At 67.1% G+C, this 14,904-nt stretch carries 15 protein-coding genes; 6 read left to right on the top strand and 9 right to left on the bottom strand.

The annotated features are described in order from the left end of the window. Positions 1–57: 57 nt before the first annotated feature. The 4 genes from N2L00_RS12620 to N2L00_RS12605 all read right to left on the bottom strand — a co-directional run bounded on the left by N2L00_RS12620 (position 58) and on the right by N2L00_RS12605 (position 5,093). A complete protein-coding gene (locus tag N2L00_RS12620) occupies positions 58–1,026 on the bottom strand; it encodes an NUDIX hydrolase (RefSeq protein ID WP_255764914.1) in 969 nt (322 codons plus the stop codon). Then, positions 1,026–3,251 carry an RNA degradosome polyphosphate kinase gene (locus N2L00_RS12615; RefSeq protein ID WP_255764913.1) on the bottom strand — a complete coding sequence of 742 codons (2,226 nt, stop codon included), beginning with the start codon at positions 3,249–3,251 and terminating at the stop codon, positions 1,026–1,028. The genes N2L00_RS12620 and N2L00_RS12615 overlap by 1 nt, the downstream gene beginning before the upstream one ends. Positions 3,252–3,340: 89 nt before the next feature. After that, positions 3,341–4,330 (bottom strand): mycothiol synthase, encoded by a 990-nt coding sequence (mshD, locus tag N2L00_RS12610; protein ID WP_255764912.1) that lies wholly within the window; start codon positions 4,328–4,330, stop codon positions 3,341–3,343. Positions 4,331–4,388: 58 nt separating this feature from the next. Then, a complete protein-coding gene (locus N2L00_RS12605) occupies positions 4,389–5,093 on the bottom strand; it encodes a response regulator transcription factor (protein WP_255764911.1) in 705 nt (234 codons plus the stop codon). 193 nt (positions 5,094–5,286) lie between these two features. On the opposite strand from N2L00_RS12605, the gene N2L00_RS12600 reads away from it, so the two are divergent. The 4 genes from N2L00_RS12600 (at position 5,287) to N2L00_RS12585 (ending at position 8,504) form a co-directional block, all read left to right on the top strand. After that, the gene (locus tag N2L00_RS12600) at positions 5,287–5,979 is read left to right on the top strand and encodes a hypothetical protein (RefSeq protein WP_255764909.1); all 693 of its coding nucleotides are present in this window, start codon (positions 5,287–5,289) and stop codon (positions 5,977–5,979) included. A 312-nt stretch (positions 5,980–6,291) separates the two neighbouring features. After that, positions 6,292–6,891 carry an FABP family protein gene (locus N2L00_RS12595; RefSeq protein ID WP_227918809.1) on the top strand — a complete coding sequence of 200 codons (600 nt, stop codon included), beginning with the start codon at positions 6,292–6,294 and terminating at the stop codon, positions 6,889–6,891. Positions 6,892–6,951: 60 nt separating this feature from the next. Then, positions 6,952–8,043, top strand: coding sequence for a folate-binding protein YgfZ (locus N2L00_RS12590; protein ID WP_255764907.1), 1,092 nt, complete (start codon positions 6,952–6,954; stop codon positions 8,041–8,043). Positions 8,044–8,102: 59 nt separating this feature from the next. After that, a complete protein-coding gene (locus tag N2L00_RS12585) occupies positions 8,103–8,504 on the top strand; it encodes an ankyrin repeat domain-containing protein (RefSeq protein ID WP_255764906.1) in 402 nt (133 codons plus the stop codon). A 16-nt stretch (positions 8,505–8,520) separates the two neighbouring features. On the opposite strand, the gene N2L00_RS12580 is transcribed toward N2L00_RS12585, so the two are convergent. The 5 genes from N2L00_RS12580 to N2L00_RS12560 form a co-directional block, all read right to left on the bottom strand. Beyond that, complete coding sequence (locus N2L00_RS12580) at positions 8,521–9,237, bottom strand: GNAT family N-acetyltransferase (RefSeq protein WP_255764905.1); 717 nt, start codon at positions 9,235–9,237, stop codon at positions 8,521–8,523. A gap of 152 nt (positions 9,238–9,389) precedes the next feature. Beyond that, the gene (locus tag N2L00_RS12575) at positions 9,390–10,421 is read right to left on the bottom strand and encodes a 6-phosphofructokinase (protein ID WP_255764904.1); all 1,032 of its coding nucleotides are present in this window, start codon (positions 10,419–10,421) and stop codon (positions 9,390–9,392) included. Positions 10,422–10,492: 71 nt separating this feature from the next. Then, positions 10,493–10,735: a PspC domain-containing protein gene (locus N2L00_RS12570; protein ID WP_227918799.1), complete on the bottom strand. Its 243-nt coding sequence runs from the start codon at positions 10,733–10,735 to the stop codon at positions 10,493–10,495. A gap of 78 nt (positions 10,736–10,813) precedes the next feature. Beyond that, positions 10,814–11,200, bottom strand: coding sequence for a hypothetical protein (locus N2L00_RS12565; RefSeq protein WP_255764903.1), 387 nt, complete (start codon positions 11,198–11,200; stop codon positions 10,814–10,816). Between the two features lie 2 nt (positions 11,201–11,202). Further along, complete coding sequence (locus N2L00_RS12560; protein WP_255764902.1) at positions 11,203–12,717, bottom strand: PspC domain-containing protein; 1,515 nt, start codon at positions 12,715–12,717, stop codon at positions 11,203–11,205. Positions 12,718–12,851: 134 nt separating this feature from the next. Here N2L00_RS12560 and N2L00_RS12555 point away from each other — a divergent pair, with 134 nt between their 5' ends. Both N2L00_RS12555 and N2L00_RS12550 read left to right on the top strand, forming a co-directional pair. After that, on the top strand, positions 12,852–14,240 hold the full coding sequence (locus N2L00_RS12555) for an ATP-binding protein (RefSeq protein WP_255764901.1): 1,389 nt from the start codon (positions 12,852–12,854) through the stop codon (positions 14,238–14,240). Then, on the top strand, positions 14,237–14,899 hold the full coding sequence (locus N2L00_RS12550) for a response regulator transcription factor (RefSeq protein WP_255764900.1): 663 nt from the start codon (positions 14,237–14,239) through the stop codon (positions 14,897–14,899). Before N2L00_RS12555 ends, N2L00_RS12550 begins: the two co-directional genes overlap by 4 nt. Positions 14,900–14,904 lie beyond the last annotated feature (5 nt).

Below are 14,904 nucleotides of genomic sequence, written 5' to 3'. Positions count from 1 at the left end.
CGGCACGCGGGCAGGGGGAATGCGAGGCGTGCCACAACGGCCCCTGGTCAGCCGGTGCTAGTCGTCGAAGGCCCGGTATTTTTCCAGGGACACAATCCGTCCCTCATCCGCACTGCTCACCTGGCAGATCACGGACTCGCCGGGTGCCAGGTACGGGTCCTTGGCAGGCAGCCCGTCGGCCATGTCCACGGGCATGTGCCCCGCCAGCACGTCGAAGACCAGGGGCAGCACCGGCCGGTGGGTGCACACCGCCACGGGTTTGGCCTTGTCGAAGAGGCCTTCAATGGCGTTCCGGGCCTTGCCCGGCTTGCGCTTGGCACTGTGCTCGGTAAGCGCGTCAACCGTCTTGAACTTGGTGCCTTCCGCCTTCACATACGGGCGGACGGTCTGCACGCAGCGCACCCAGGGACTGGAAACCACGCGTTTGGGCCGCCAGGCCACCAGCAGCCGGGAGACCGCCATGGCCTGCCGCAGGCCCGTAGCTACCAGCGGACGTTCGCCTTCTGCCCGGGTCCACGCGGACCGGGGCTTGGCCTTGGCATGCCGGACAATGATCAGCGGCCAGGTCCTCAGGCGCTGCTCGTTCCAGGCCGCCGCCAGTTCCTTCAACGGCAGTCTGTCCGTGGGGTTGGTGAGTGCCTCGGCGGCTTCCTCCGGGGTGCACCAGCGTGTGCCGTCCACTTCCTTGCCGTCCGGGCGTGCCTTGTCCGAGTCCACGTGGGAAGCCCAGTAGTGCACCATCTTCATGCCCGAAGCCACCGGGTAGAGCGTGGAGGGCAGCGGAATGCCGAGGCTGATCCTCAGGCCCACTTCCTCACGGACCTCCCGCACGGCGCATTCCGGAGTGGTTTCGCCTTCATCGAGCTTGCCCTTGGGCCAGGACCAGTCGTCATACCGGGGACGGTGGATCATGAGGACCTGCAGCTTGCCCTCCCGTTCGCGCCAGCACAGGGCACCCGCAGCCACTACCTTGACAGGGGTGTCTTCCTGGACCGGAGCGGCGGCGGGGGACTGAATTGCTTCCATCAGCGACGAGCCACGGAGCGCTGGCGGGAACGGGACGCCAGCAGCCAGGACTGCACGTCCTGCAGCGGGTTGCCTTCCTCGTCCTTGTGGTGGCGGATCCAGGCGCCCTCCGGATCCAGATGCCAACTTGCCGTGCCGGGATCCATGTACCGGTCCATCAGGCCGATCAGGTCGGCGACGTCGTCGCGGGCCACCAGCTGGACCAGGGCCTCCACGCGGCGGTCCAGGTTGCGGTGCATCATGTCCGCCGATCCGATGAAGACCACCGGGTCACCGCCGTTGGCAAAGGCGAACACCCGGGAGTGCTCCAGGAAGCGGCCCAGCACCGAGCGGACGGTGATGTTCTCGCTCAGGCCGGGTACACCCGGACGGACCGAGCAGATTCCGCGGACAATGACGTCCACCCGGACGCCGGCCTGGGAAGCACGGTAGAGGGAGTCGATGATCGCCTCGTCCACCATGGAGTTGACCTTGATAATCACGCGTGCGCTGAGGCCGGCCTTCTTGTTCGCGATCTCGCGCTCAATCCGGTCAATCAGTCCGGACCGGACCGAGCGCGGAGCCACGAGCAGCCGCTTGAACGTGGACTTCGGCGCGTAGCCGGAGAGCTGGTTGAACAGCTTCGTCAGGTCTTCGCCCACCTGCTCATTGGCGGTCAGCAGGCCCAGGTCCTCGTAGTAGCGGGCGGTGCGCGGATGGTAGTTGCCCGTGCCGATATGGCAGTAGCGGCGCAGCCCGTCCACTTCCTGCCGGACCACCAGGGACAGCTTGCAGTGCGTCTTCAGGCCCACGATGCCGTAGACCACGTGCACACCGGCCTGCTCCAGCTTGCGTGCCCAGGAAATGTTGGCCTGTTCGTCGAACCGGGCCTTGATTTCCACCAGTGCCAGGACCTGCTTGCCGGCCTCGGCGGCGTCGATCAGGGCGTCAACGATGGGCGAATCGCCGGAGGTGCGGTACAGCGTCTGCTTGATGGCCTGCACCCGCGGATCGGCGGCCGCCTGCTCCAGGAATGCCTGGACGGAGGTCGAGAAGGAATCGTACGGATGGTGCAGGAGGATGTCCCGACGTCGCATGGCCGCGAACACGTTCGCCGGCTTCGAAGTCTCGGACTCCTTCAGGTGGCGGTTGGTGTGCGGCACCTGCTTCGGATAGTGCAGGTCCGGCCGGTCGATCCGACTGATCGGGGAAAGGCCGCGGAGGTCCAGCGGCGCGGGCAGGACATAGACCTCGTCCGCTTCCACGCCCAGCTCGCGTTCGAGCAGTTCCCGGATATTCGGGTTCATCTCCGGGGTAACTTCCAGGCGCACGGGCGGCCCGAAGCGGCGCCGCAGCAGTTCCTTTTCCAGGGCCTGCAGGAGGTTCTCGGCGTCGTCCTCTTCCACCTCGAGGTCTTCGTTGCGGGTCACGCGGAACGTGTAGTGCTCAATAACGTCCATGCCCGGGAAGAGCTGGTCCAGATGCTGGGCAATGATGTCTTCAAGCGCGATGAACCGGGCCGTGCGTCCGGCCACGTTGCCCGCGCGGGGCCCGTCCACGGAGATGAGGCGGGGGAGCTGGTCCGGAACCTTCACGCGTGCAAAGAATTCCTTGCCGCTGACCGGGTTGCGGACCACCACGGCCAGGTTCAGGGAGAGGCCGGAAATGTACGGGAAGGGGTGGGCCGGGTCCACGGCAAGGGGAGTCAGGATGGGGAAGACCTTCGAAGCGAACTGCTTGTGCAGGCTCGCCTTGGCGGCGTCGTCCAGTTCGTCCCAGCTGACCAGGTAGATCTGCTCTTCCGCCAGCGCCGGCCGGATCTGGCTGGCGAAGACGTCCGCATGGCGCTGCTGCAGCCGGTAGCCCGCCGCCACGATTTCCTCGAGCTGTTCAATCGGGCTCTGGCCTGCAGCGGAGGGAACCGCCAGTCCGGTGGCGATGCGGCGCTTAAGGCCGGCTACCCGGACCATGAAGAACTCGTCCAGGTTCGAGGCGAAGATGGACAGGAAGTTCACCCGTTCCAGCAGGTACAACTCAGGGTCTTCAGCGAGTTCCAGGACCCTGGCGTTAAAGTGCAGCCAGCTGATCTCCCGGTCCAGGAACCGTTCCGGCGTGATATCTCCGCTGGGAACAAGGGCAGGACCGAAGTCCGGGATGTCGATGCGGTCCTGGGTGGCCCGCGGTGCCGACATCGCCTCTGCGGACCCGAAGGTCGAGCGGGGCTCTGCGTCGGTATCGAAACTCATAGTGTCTCCCTGAGGTGCTGGCGGCGGATCAGGGCAGGCGTTACGGGCGGACCGCCTGGCCCTGCAAACAACATTACAAGCTGCGCACCCTATGCGGGTGCGTACATTACGTCCTGGTCCCAGCGGACGAAGCCGAGCCGGCGGTACAGGGCGACGGCGGCGGTGTTGTCGGCGTCGACGTACAGCATTACGGCGTCCAGTCCCGCAGCGTGCAGGTGCTGGATTCCGGCTACCGTCAGGGCTTTGCCGAGCCCCCGGCCCTGTGCCTCGGGGTTTACGCCGACCACATACACCTCGCCGATGGGCGGGTGGCCTCCGGTGCCGGGGTGGACCTTGGTCCAGTGGAATCCGAGGATCGTGCCTTCCTCGTCCACGGCCAGGAGGAATCCGGCCGGGTCAAACCAGTCCTCGTCCATGCGGGCCTGCAGATCGGCAAGGCTCATGGAGCCCTGCTCCGGGTGGTGGGCAAAGGCCGCGGCGTTGACGTCCAGCCAGGCCCGCTCATCATGGCCGGGTTCGAAGGGGCGCACCGATACCCCGGCGGGGAACTGCGTTTCGGGCAGCGAGGCGTTGGATCGGCTCAGTCGCATCTTCCACAGGTCACGGACGGGACGGTAGCCGAATCGGGCGGCCAGCTCCACGGCCGCCTCGTGGTTTCCGTGCGACCAGGCAGCGGGCCGGGGGTCGCCGTCGCCGGTGGACGGGCTGTTCCGCACCGCATCCTGGACCGCGGCGGCAAGGGCCGTGCCGACGCCCTGGTTACGGTAGTTCGGGTGTACCACCAGTTCCAGCACCCCCGGATCCTTCGGAGTTTCGGATACCAGGACGGCGACGCCGGCCAGCCATTGTCCGCTGCCGGTGTCGGAACCGGAGTCACTGGCATAGGTGGTGAAGACGGAGAGGGTGTCCGGATCGGCGTCGGGGGAGCGCAGGTCCACGAGCGTCTGCTCGGACAGCGGCGGGTTGCCGTCCGAGTCCTGCGCGGCGGACGCCAGTTGCAGGATGTCGGCGAGGGCGGCGGGCTCGGGCGTGCCGCGGGTCTCGACTACGGGCCAGGCTGTCTGCGGTTCTTCACTCATGACGAAAGCCTAGCGCGGCTGGTGCCCCTGCGCAGGGCACCAGCCGCGGGAGCAGGGCTCAGGCGTCCTGGCTGGCGGCTGCCGTGGTTTCGGCCCGCGAGCGGGTGAACCGGTAACCGACGTTGCGCACAGTGCCGATCAGCGTCTCATGGTCCGGTCCCAGCTTGGCCCGCAGCCGCCGTACATGGACGTCGACGGTCCGGGTGCCGCCGTAGTAGTCGTAGCCCCACACCTCGTGGAGCAGTTGGTCGCGGGTGAACACGCGGCCGGGATGCTGCGCCAGGTACTTAAGGAGTTCGAACTCCTTATAGGTCAGGTTCAGGGCCGTGCCGTTCACGCGGGCGGTGTAGCTTGCCTCGTCAATGACGACGCCGGAGGCGCGGATCTCGGTGGAGGGAGCCTCGGCTGTTCCGGCGCCCCGGGCCGCTGCCAGGCGCAGCCGCGCTTCCAGCTCTGCCGGGCCCGCGGAATCGAGGATGACGTCGTCAGCCAGCCAGTTGGGGGCTACGGCAGCCATCCCGCCCTCCGTGAGGATCAGGATGAGCGGGGTGCCCAGGCCCGTGGCTTTCAGCAGCTGGGTCAGGGACCGCGCGCCAACAAGATCCCTGCGGGCATCCACCAGGATGACGTCACTGGGATCGGTGTCCAGAAGGGCCGTAGGTTCCGCCGGCACCACGTGGACCTTGTGGTTCAGGAGTTCCAGCGCAGGCAGGACGTTAACCGAGGAACCCGAGCTGTTGGTAAGAAGCAAAATGTGCGACATAGGTCCTCCGAATGTTGGGCGCACACCATCGGGCAGTTTCCTTCGCCGATCCGCTTGGCTTGAAGTGATCGAAAGTATACCCATCGAGCTAACGGGCCTGTCGTTTTTCTTCTGGACGCCGTAATAAGGCAGGATAACTAGGGTGAAACTTTGGAGCTTAGCGGTGCCGGCGGCGCTTGCCATTATCGGTATCGTGAGCGCTTCCTACCTGTCCGTGCCCGCGGTGGCCGTGATCAGCGGTCTGGCCGCCGTCCTCACAGGTGTCTGCTGGCCGCACCTGATAGGGGTGCCTGCCCGCAAGACACAGGGCGCAACCCTGGGCCTGGTCGGCGCCGGAGCAGTGGCGGCAGCGTACTTCGCGCCCGCCGCGGCCATGCTGACCTGGTTGCCGGCCGCCGTCGCCGTAGGCGTCGGAGCGGTCTTCCTGATCCAGCTGCTCCGCGGCACCGGGCAGGCGCACCGGCTCGAATCCATCGTCGGCATCATCTCAGGCGTGCTGGTTACCGCAATGGGCTCCGGCTGGGTGGCCGCTGACCGTCTGGCCGGCACCGACGGGAATTCCGCGCTCCTGAGCATGGCCGGCAGCGCCGCACTGGCGGCCCTTGCCGTGACGCTTATTCCGCTCCCGGACCGGATGGCCGCCCCGCTGGGCCTGCTCGCCGGCGGACTGACCGCAGCCCTGGTGGCCCTGGCTGTGGCCGGCGTTTCCTGGCCGGCAGCAGCGTTCAGCGGCGTGGTGATCGCCGCCGTCGTGATGGCGTTCCGCCGGCTGGCACTTTCCCGCAACGATGCTTCCAACGCTGCAGGACGACTGGCGCTCGGCCTGGCCCCGGTGGTTACACTCGGATCCGTCGTCTACTTCCTCGGACGGCTCCTGGGCTTCTGACCAGCTGCATTCCCTGACCGGTTGCGCGGGGCGGCGGCGTTCGACCCCTCAACGGGGTTTGGCCCGCAGGTCCCTGTCATGATCGAATGGCGGGAAGGAAACTGTTCCTCCCGCGCGTTAGGATGTAGCCATGGTTGCTCTCGAAATTTTCTTTATTGCCCTGCTGGGCATCACCGGCCTCGCGATGGCCGGATTCGCTGCACTGGTTATCTCCCGCCTGTACAAGGGTCAGAAGTAAGCACCGGCCAGAAGTAAACACCGGCTTCGCCTGCCGGCACCAGCCACCCGTTACATCGAAGGACAGGTTCCACCATGCCAATGGAGATCCCCACCGATCTGACCCCGGAACTGGTACCGCTGTCCTGGCTCCTCGGCACCTGGGAGGGCTCCGGACGGCTGGGCGAAGGCGAGGCTGATTCGGAGCACTTCACACAGAAGGTCACGTTCACCCAGAACGGTCTGCCGTACCTGCAGTACACCGCGGAAAGCTGGCTCACCGATGAGCAGGGCACCCGCCTGCGGCCGCTGGCCGTCGAGACCGGATTCTGGGCCCTCGACCGCCCCCTGAACGACGCCGACGGCGGTCCCGGCCTGGTTCCGGCGGATATCGTGCCGGCCCTCCGCAGCGCTGACGAGGTCGAGGAGCTGCGCAATGACGCCGGTGGTTTCGATATCACCGCCACCATCGTGCACCCCGGAGGCATCGCCGAGCTGTACTACGGGCAGATCAAGGGACCGCAGATCCAGTTGAGCACCGATGTGGTGATGCGCGGCGTGAATTCCAAGGAATACTCGGCAGCCACCCGGATCTACGGGCTGGTCAACGGCGACCTTTATTGGCGCTGGGACGTTGCTTCCGAGGGTGAGGCCCTGAAGGCCCATGCCTCGGCCATCCTGAACAAGACCTCCTAAATAAAACCGGCAAAGCCGGCCGGAGGAATAGGCCCGAGCCGCTAGGACGTTGCACCTGATATGACGTATTCCAGCCCCCTGCTTTCCCGCCACGGCGCCGTTGAAGCCGGCGGACTCGACGCCGGTACGGCCTCGCACTACGGCGATCCGCTCCGCGAACAGCGCGACCTTGCCCGCGGCAGCGCCGTCGTCGACCTTTCCTTCCGCGGCGTGGTCACCGTCTCCGGCCCCGACCGCCTCAGCTGGTTGAACACGCTGTCCTCCCAGCAGGTGGCGGATCTTCAGCCGGGCGTGAGCTCGGAGCTGCTGCTGCTCAGCGTGCAGGGGCGGATTGACTATGACGCGCGGATCATCGACGACGGCGCCACGTCCTGGCTGCTGGTCGAATCCGCTGAAGCGCCGGGCCTGACCGAGTGGCTGCAGCGGATGAAGTTCATGCTCCGGGTCGACATCGCGGACGTCACTGACCAGTGGGCCGTGGCCGGTGCAACGGTTGAGGTGCCGCAGTGGGAGCAGTACCTGCGCTGGACCGATCCCTGGCCGCACATTGGTGCCGGCGGGTTTGCCTACACCGCCGTGCCGGAAGATGCCCACCCCGGGCTTGAGCGGCCCTGGTACGAATACCTGATTCCACGGGCCGGGTTTGATGCCGCCATGGACGCCTCCGGGCGCACCCTGGCCGGCTCCATGGCTTCCGAGGCCCTGCGCATTGCCGCCTGGCGTCCGCGGCTGGGCGCGGAGACGGACGAGAAGACCATCCCGCACGAGCTGGACCTGATCCGCACCGCCGTGCACCTGGCAAAGGGCTGCTACAAAGGCCAGGAAACCGTGGCGCGGGTACACAACCTGGGGCACCCGCCCCGCCGGCTGGTGTTCCTGCAGCTGGACGGATCGCAGCACACCCTTCCGGCCGCCGGCAGCCCCGTAATGCTGGGGGAGCGGCAGGTCGGCACCCTGACCTCGGTCGGCGCCCACTATGAAATGGGCCCCGTGGGCCTGGCAGTGGTGAAGCGGTCCGTGGATCCGTCCGTACAGCTGGTGGTGAACGACGACGGCGAGCTCTACGCCGCCGCGCAGGAACCCATCGTGGCTCCGGACGCGGGCGCCGTGGTGGGACGCGCCTCCGGCTTCCTGAAGGCACCGCGGCGCTGACCGCAAGCTTCCTTTTGCGCAAAAATGACAGCCAGAACATCAATACCCCCAGGAGCGCCATGAGCACCCCCGAATCCCGTCCCCCGATTGACGATGACGTTATCGAGCTCGCAGGCATGGTCTTTGATGCCGCGCGTGCCGGCGACACCGAAGGGATCCGCCGCTACCTTGACGCCGGCGTGCCCGTGAACCTGACGAACGGCTCGGGAGACAACCTGCTGATGCTGGCCTCCTACCACGGCCACGCGGACCTGACCGCGCTGTTGGTGGAACGGGGAGCGGATGTCAACACGCAGAATGACCGCGGCCAGACACCGCTTGCCGGTGCGGCGTTCAAGGGATACGTGGAGATCTTCCGGATCCTGGCGGAAGCGGGTGCGGATCCCGACGCCGGGTCGCCCACCGGGCGGGACACCGCCGGGTTCTTCAAGCGGCAGGAAATGCTGGACCTGCTCGGTTAGTGCGCGTGCGCGGTGCCTAGGCGTTCAGGGCCACGGAGGTGCGGCTTCCGGCGGGGATGAAACCGGATCCCACTGCGGTCCTGGCGGCGCCTACGTTGTCCATCCGGGCCCGCCACTGCGGGATCAAGCCGCCTGCCATGGCGTCCTCAAGGGCCACCGAACTGATGTAGCTGCCCAGCCCGCGCAGCCGGTGGCCCGGGGCGGTCAGCACGCTCATGTCCGCCAGGATTCCGTCGGTGATGCTGTATCCCGCACCTGCCACGGGGCGCGGCTCGTCCTGGGAATCGTCCACCAGGACAAAGACTTCTTCCTTCTCCGCCAGACCGGCCTCCGCCACGTCGTCCGGAGGGCACAGCCGTTCGAGAACGACGGCGAGAGCCGGTTCGTTGCTCACGGCAAGCTCGTCGAGCGGAATGACGCTCGGGAAAACGTCAGCGAAAAACAGCTGCTCGGCGCCCAGGACCCGTCCGCCGTGTTCCATGGACATCTGGATGAGCCCTGAATTGCGGGTCAGCTGCGCAGCGCTTTGGGTCCGGGCGCGGTCGGCAGCCCATTCGGGGCCGCTGAAAACCTCGGCACCGAAAAGGCGCAGGAAGCATGCTGTGTCGGCCTGGTCCTGGACGCTGTAGATGCGTTCGCCGGTGTCCGTCTCCGCCAGGGCATTATCCGCCAGGCCCAGATGGCGGGACCAGGCCAGCTGGATGATCGCGATGGTTCCCGAGTCCAGATTCATGGTTTTCAACCTACACCGCGGCATGCACACGCATGCAAACGCCCTGCCGGAGCATACGGAATCCTCAGCAAATGCACAGGATCGCTGACGGAATCCGTACGCCGGCGGCAGGGCGCGGCCGACGACGGGCCCGGCGAACCCGGCCCCCCGGCCTAGCCGAACAGGATGGCGGCCTCGTCGTAGCGGTGCTCGGGGACCGTCTTGAGATTGCCGAGGGCCTTTTCGAAGCCCACGTGCACAATGTCCGTACCGTGCAGCGACACCATGGTTCCCCACAGGCTGTCCACCACCGAATCCACTGCCGCCATGCCCAGGCGGGTGGCAAGGACCCGGTCGTAGGCGGTCGGTACACCGCCGCGCTGGATGTGGCCAAGAACCGTGGCACGGGTTTCGATGCCGGTCCGCGCTTCGATTTCCGGCGCCAGCAGTTCCCCGATGCCGCCCAGCCGCGGGCGGCCGAAACTGTCGAGGCCCCGTTCCGAGTGCGGCATTTCCATATCGGTGGTGACGAAACCTTCGGCAACAACCACCAGCGGGGCGCGTCCGCGGTCGCGGGCATCACTGACCCACTGGGCGATCTGCTCGATGCTGACCGGGTGCTCGGGAATCAGGATGGCGTGGGCACCGGCGGCCATGCCGGAGTGCAGGGCGATCCAGCCCACGTGCCGGCCCATGACTTCGGCCACCATGCAGCGGTGGTGGGATTCGCCCGTGGTCCGCAGGCGGTCGCAGGCCTCGGTGGCAATTTCCACTGCGGTATCGAAGCCGAAGGTGTAATCGGTGGCATCAAGATCGTTATCCACGGTCTTGGGCACGCCGACGATTTTCAGGCCGGCGTCCGTGAGCCGCTGGGCCGCCGCGAGGGTGCCCTCACCGCCGATGGCGATAACGGCGTCGATCCCGAGGCGTTCCAGCGTGGCCTTGATCTTCTCCGGTCCGCCGTTTGGGCCGTCAAACGGGTTGGTGCGGGACGTCCCGAGGATCGTTCCGCCCTGCTTTGAGATGCCGCGGACGCGGGAGCGGGGCAGGTCTATGATGTCGCCGTCGACCACGCCGCGCCAGCCGTCACGGAAACCGACGAACTCGATGTCCTCGTATTCCTTGATGCCTTTGAGGACGGCACCGCGGATCACGGCGTTCAGCCCGGGGCAGTCCCCTCCGCTGGTGAGGATACCGATCTTCATGTCATTACCCCTGGATCTGCTGGCGGTGGTTAGGTCCTGGCTTTGATTCTAGCCAGCAGACCGGTGGAGGACTAAGCGCGGGGGCTCACGAGGCGCTGGAGGATGATGGTTCCGTCCGTCTTCGGCAGCAGCAGCCATGCCACGACGTACGTGCCCAGGCCTACAAACGGCAGCAGGAAACTGAGGAGGACGCCGATCCGGACCAGGGAAACATCCCACCCGTAGGTTGCCGCGATGCCGGCGCAGACTCCGCCGACCCAGCCTCTCTGCCTTTTGATGGGGGAGGAGCGCACGATGCTGAAGAACTTTTCCATGTACTAAGCCTTATCTGATGGTGTTGAAATAGGGAAATAGGGGTACCGGTCCGCCGAGACGGTGACCGGGATAAGCCTTCAGCGGGAGCGGGTCCGCTGAAGGCCGGAAAGGAACCCGCCCACCAGGAGGGCCAGACCCGCACCAAGGGTGAGGCAGAGAACCAGCAGGACAGGATCCACCGAAAGGTTCACGGTGTTCACCAGCAGCAGGAGGACGGCCAGGACGGTCAGGACCAGGCCCCACACCACCGTGCCTACCTGCAGTGCGCGGGGCGGGACCGCAGCCGGGTTGTCGTCGGTCTCCACCGCCGCTGCAGCGGAGCCGCGGGGCTCCACCTGGTCCGTTTCGGGACTGCCGGGACCCGGGTCCGCGGCTGGTGCCGACGGCATCTCCCGGTTCGGGGCTTCGTAGCTTTCGGGTCCGTACTGGCGTCCCAGATAATCCCTCTCGTTGTCCTGTTCCATGGCTAGAGGTCGCTTTCTTCAGTCGTGACGAGTACGTTGCCCGCGAGTCCGCGGACATCAATGGTGATCCGGTCTCCGTCGGCGCCGTCGTTGAGCGTGCGCTCGTCGGACGGCTGCCACAGCCCGCTGTATTCCTGCCGGTCCGACCCGTCGTTGACCTCGACATTTCCCGCAGCCATGCCGAACCTGATGGTTACCGGCGCGTCGTCGGGCACGAGGATGGCGAGGTTCCCTGCGGCGACGCTGGCCGGGACCTCGAAGTTCCCCGAAGTCTCGGTCTCGCGCAGGTCAACGGTGCCGTTGGCGGCGATCACGGTGTAGCCGCCGCCCGCCTGGGCAGCGTCCCGGGGCACCCAGTCCGCATTGCTGGCCACCAGGAGGTTGGCGTTGACCATGCTGCCCTGGGTCAGGAGGGAAGCGACGAGTGCTGCTACTGCCACCGCGCCGATCCCGCCGGAGTGCCTGCCAACCACGCCCAGGATCACGATGCCGAAGCCCAGGACGGCGGCCGCCGCTGCCAGGGCAACGGATACCGGTGCGCCAAGGGAAAGGAGGTTGAGGTAGTCCAGGGCGAGGACGGTCCCGCCTGCGAGCAGGGCGGCACCGAACAGGGCCGCGGCGAAGGACCCCGGGGCTCCCGGGACGTGCTTTGCCTTACCGGCGGATTCGGCGTTCCGCTTCGATTCGGCCGCCGGGGGCGGCACCGGTCCGGACGGAACGGCAAACCCGCCGAGCGGTGCGGCGGCAAAGGGAGCCGTGCCGCCGGCGGGTGGAGAGCCAACAGGCTCGGTGCCGGCGGCGTCCATGCCGGGTTTCGCAAGCGATACGGGCTTCCCGGGACGGGCTTCCGGCGCGCTGGCCCCGGTACCGGCAGGAGGAGCGAAGGCGACGGTGCTGTCCGGGTCCGCGGACGCATCCGCAGCGGTCCTCTGCCCGGAAAGGTGGAACCGGCCCTTGCCTGTGGAGAACCAGTAAACGGCGGCCACGCCCGCACCGATCCAGAACAGTGTCCAGACGACGGCGCCGAACCAGCTGTCCGCGCCGAGGAAGGAAGCACCGGGCCCGCCCATGCCGAGGATGGTGAAAATGAGTGCTCCGGTCATGCCGGATGCCCAGTCGCCGCGGATCGCCTCTTCGAGATGGATCCTGCCGTCCGGTTCCGGGAGCAGTGCCCAGGCGACGCCGTAAACCAGCAGTCCGATGCCAAAAGCGCCGAGGACTACGAACAGTCCGCGGACAAGCACGGGGTCCAGCCCGGTGCGCGCAGCGATCCCGGTCGCGACGCCGCCGAACCAGCGGTCACCGCCGCGCGGAAGGCCAAGGGAGCGGACCCAGTTAAAGAAACCGCTGTGGAATCCGCCGGATGACTGTGCGCCGGGTCCTCCCGCGGGGGTCGAACCGGTGCTCGTGGAACCGTTGCCTGCCGCGTGGCTGCCTGCAGGGGCCGGACGATGCTCAGCGGAAGGACGCGCTGCGGGGCGTTGGGCCCCGGGATCAGGGGATGGGGAAGGGTTCATGCCTCCAGTCTTCTCCGGCCGCAGCCATACTGCATCAGGGACTACCCTGACCCGCCCCTGAACGGCCCCTGAAGAAAAGGAATTATTGCCGTCAGGGCCGGTGCCCGGCGGCTTCCCCGTGTTTGGATAGGTCCATGAGAGAACCCTTGGTGCGTCCCCGCGAACGGATCATTGCCGGCGTCTGCGCCGGGCTGGCCGCGCACTTGGGCTGGCCCGTGAAGCTGACCCGGATCGTCATGGCCGTGCTGGTGCTTGGCGCTGGAAGCGGGTTCATCCTCTACGGATGGCTGTGGATCATGGTTCCGACCCAGGAGGAGCAGGAGAAGAAGGAACAGGTATCCGCCAACCCGCGCAGCATCGCCGAGAACTATGCGAGGCAGCTTCGCGAAGGGACCGTTCCCGCCCGGCAGCCGGGTAAAACCGGGCAGCGGGAGGTCGCGGCGGGCATTGCCCTGCTCCTGGTGGCAGCTGCCTTTATTGCCCAGCGGTTGGGCGCCGACCTGAACTGGGGCTTGTTTGTTCCGGTCGCCGCCATCGCCGGCGGTGCGGTGTTGGCCTGGACGCAGCTGGACGAGAGCCGGCGGGCGGGGCTGATGAACAGCGCCGGAGCCGACCGGGCCTCGGGCATGATCCGCCTGGCGGCGGGCCTGCTGCTGGTGGTCGCCGGCGTGCTGGTGGTGGTCTCGGGCGCAGTGAGCTGGGATGTCCTGATGTCGGGGCTGTTGGCCTCCGCTGCCGTGCTGGCCGGCGTGGCACTGGTGTTCACACCGTGGGCGATAAAGCACTGGCGGGACCTGGAAGCCGAGCGGTCCGGACGGATTCGGCAGACCGAGCGGGCCGAAATTGCGGCCCACCTGCACGATTCGGTCCTGCAGACCCTGGCCCTGATCCAGAAGCGCGCCGGCTCGGAGCAGGACGTCATCCGCCTCGCCCGCGCCCAGGAACGGGAGCTGAGGCAGTGGTTGTATTCCGACCGTGCCCGGGCCGAAGACCACCTCGTGGAATGCATGCGCCGGATTGCAGCAGAAATCGAGGACGCCTACGGCCACCCGATTGAGCTGGTGGCAGTCTCGGATGCCGCACTGGATGAGCGGACCGAAGCCTTGGCCTCCGCTACGCGGGCTGCCATGCTGAACGCCGCCCAGCATGCCGGCGGCACGGTTTCGGTCTATGTTGAATGCAGGCCGGAGCAGCTTGAAGTCTTCGTGCGGGACCGCGGCGCCGGATTCGACCTGGACGCTGTGCCTGCTGACCGGATCGGCGTGCGGGGATCCATCATCGGACGGATGCAGCGTGCAGGGGGCAGCGCGGCCATCCGCAGCACTGCCGACGGCACCGAGGTTCGGCTGGTGCTGCCGCTGCCGAAAGGCACGGAAAACGGTGCCCGTGACGACGCACCCGGCGCGGCGAACAGCACGGGCAACGGCAGCACGGGCAACGGCAGCACGGCCCATGCCGGTGCAACACAGAAGATTCCCTCGACGGACAACCGCGTATCGAGCAACGGAGCACAACCCCAATGACGGTCCACCCCTCGCCGCCGATCGACGTCGTCGTGGTTGATGACCATGCCATCTTCCGCTCCGGCCTCCGAGCGGACCTCGACGCCCGCATCAACGTGGTGGCCGAAGCGGACAGCGTCGAAACCGCGGTTGCCGCGATCACGGCCCGTCGTCCCGCCGTCGTCCTCCTCGATGTCCACCTGCCCGGCGGCAACGGCGGCGGAGGTGCCGAAGTGCTGGCGGGGTGCGCCGGGCTGCTCGGGGTGACCCGTTTCCTAGCGCTGAGCGTCTCCGATGCCGCCGAAGACGTGGTCACGGTCATCCGGGCCGGTGCGCGCGGCTACGTCACCAAGACCATTTCGGGTCCGGAGATTTCCGACGCCGTCCTGCGGGTGGCCGGCGGCGACGCGGTGTTCTCGCCGCGCCTGGCGGGATTCGTGCTGGACGCCTTCGGCACGGCGAGCGTGGCCGCAGTGGATGACGAACTGGACCGCCTCTCGGCCCGTGAGCTCGAGGTCATGCGGCTGATCGCCCGCGGCTACAGCTACAAGGAGGTGGCCCGCGAGCTGTTCATTTCCGTGAAGACGGTGGAAACCCACGTCTCCTCGGTGCTGCGCAAGCTCCAGCTGTCCTCACGCCACGAGCTCACCCGCTGGGCCGCGGACCGCCGCCTGCTCTAGCAGCC

The organism is Arthrobacter sp. zg-Y1171, from assembly GCF_025244845.1.
In the GTDB taxonomy this organism is placed as follows: domain Bacteria; phylum Actinomycetota; class Actinomycetes; order Actinomycetales; family Micrococcaceae; genus Arthrobacter_B.
The sequence above is the reverse complement of the archived record's forward strand: the minus strand, read 5'-3'. Positions and strand labels throughout refer to the sequence as shown.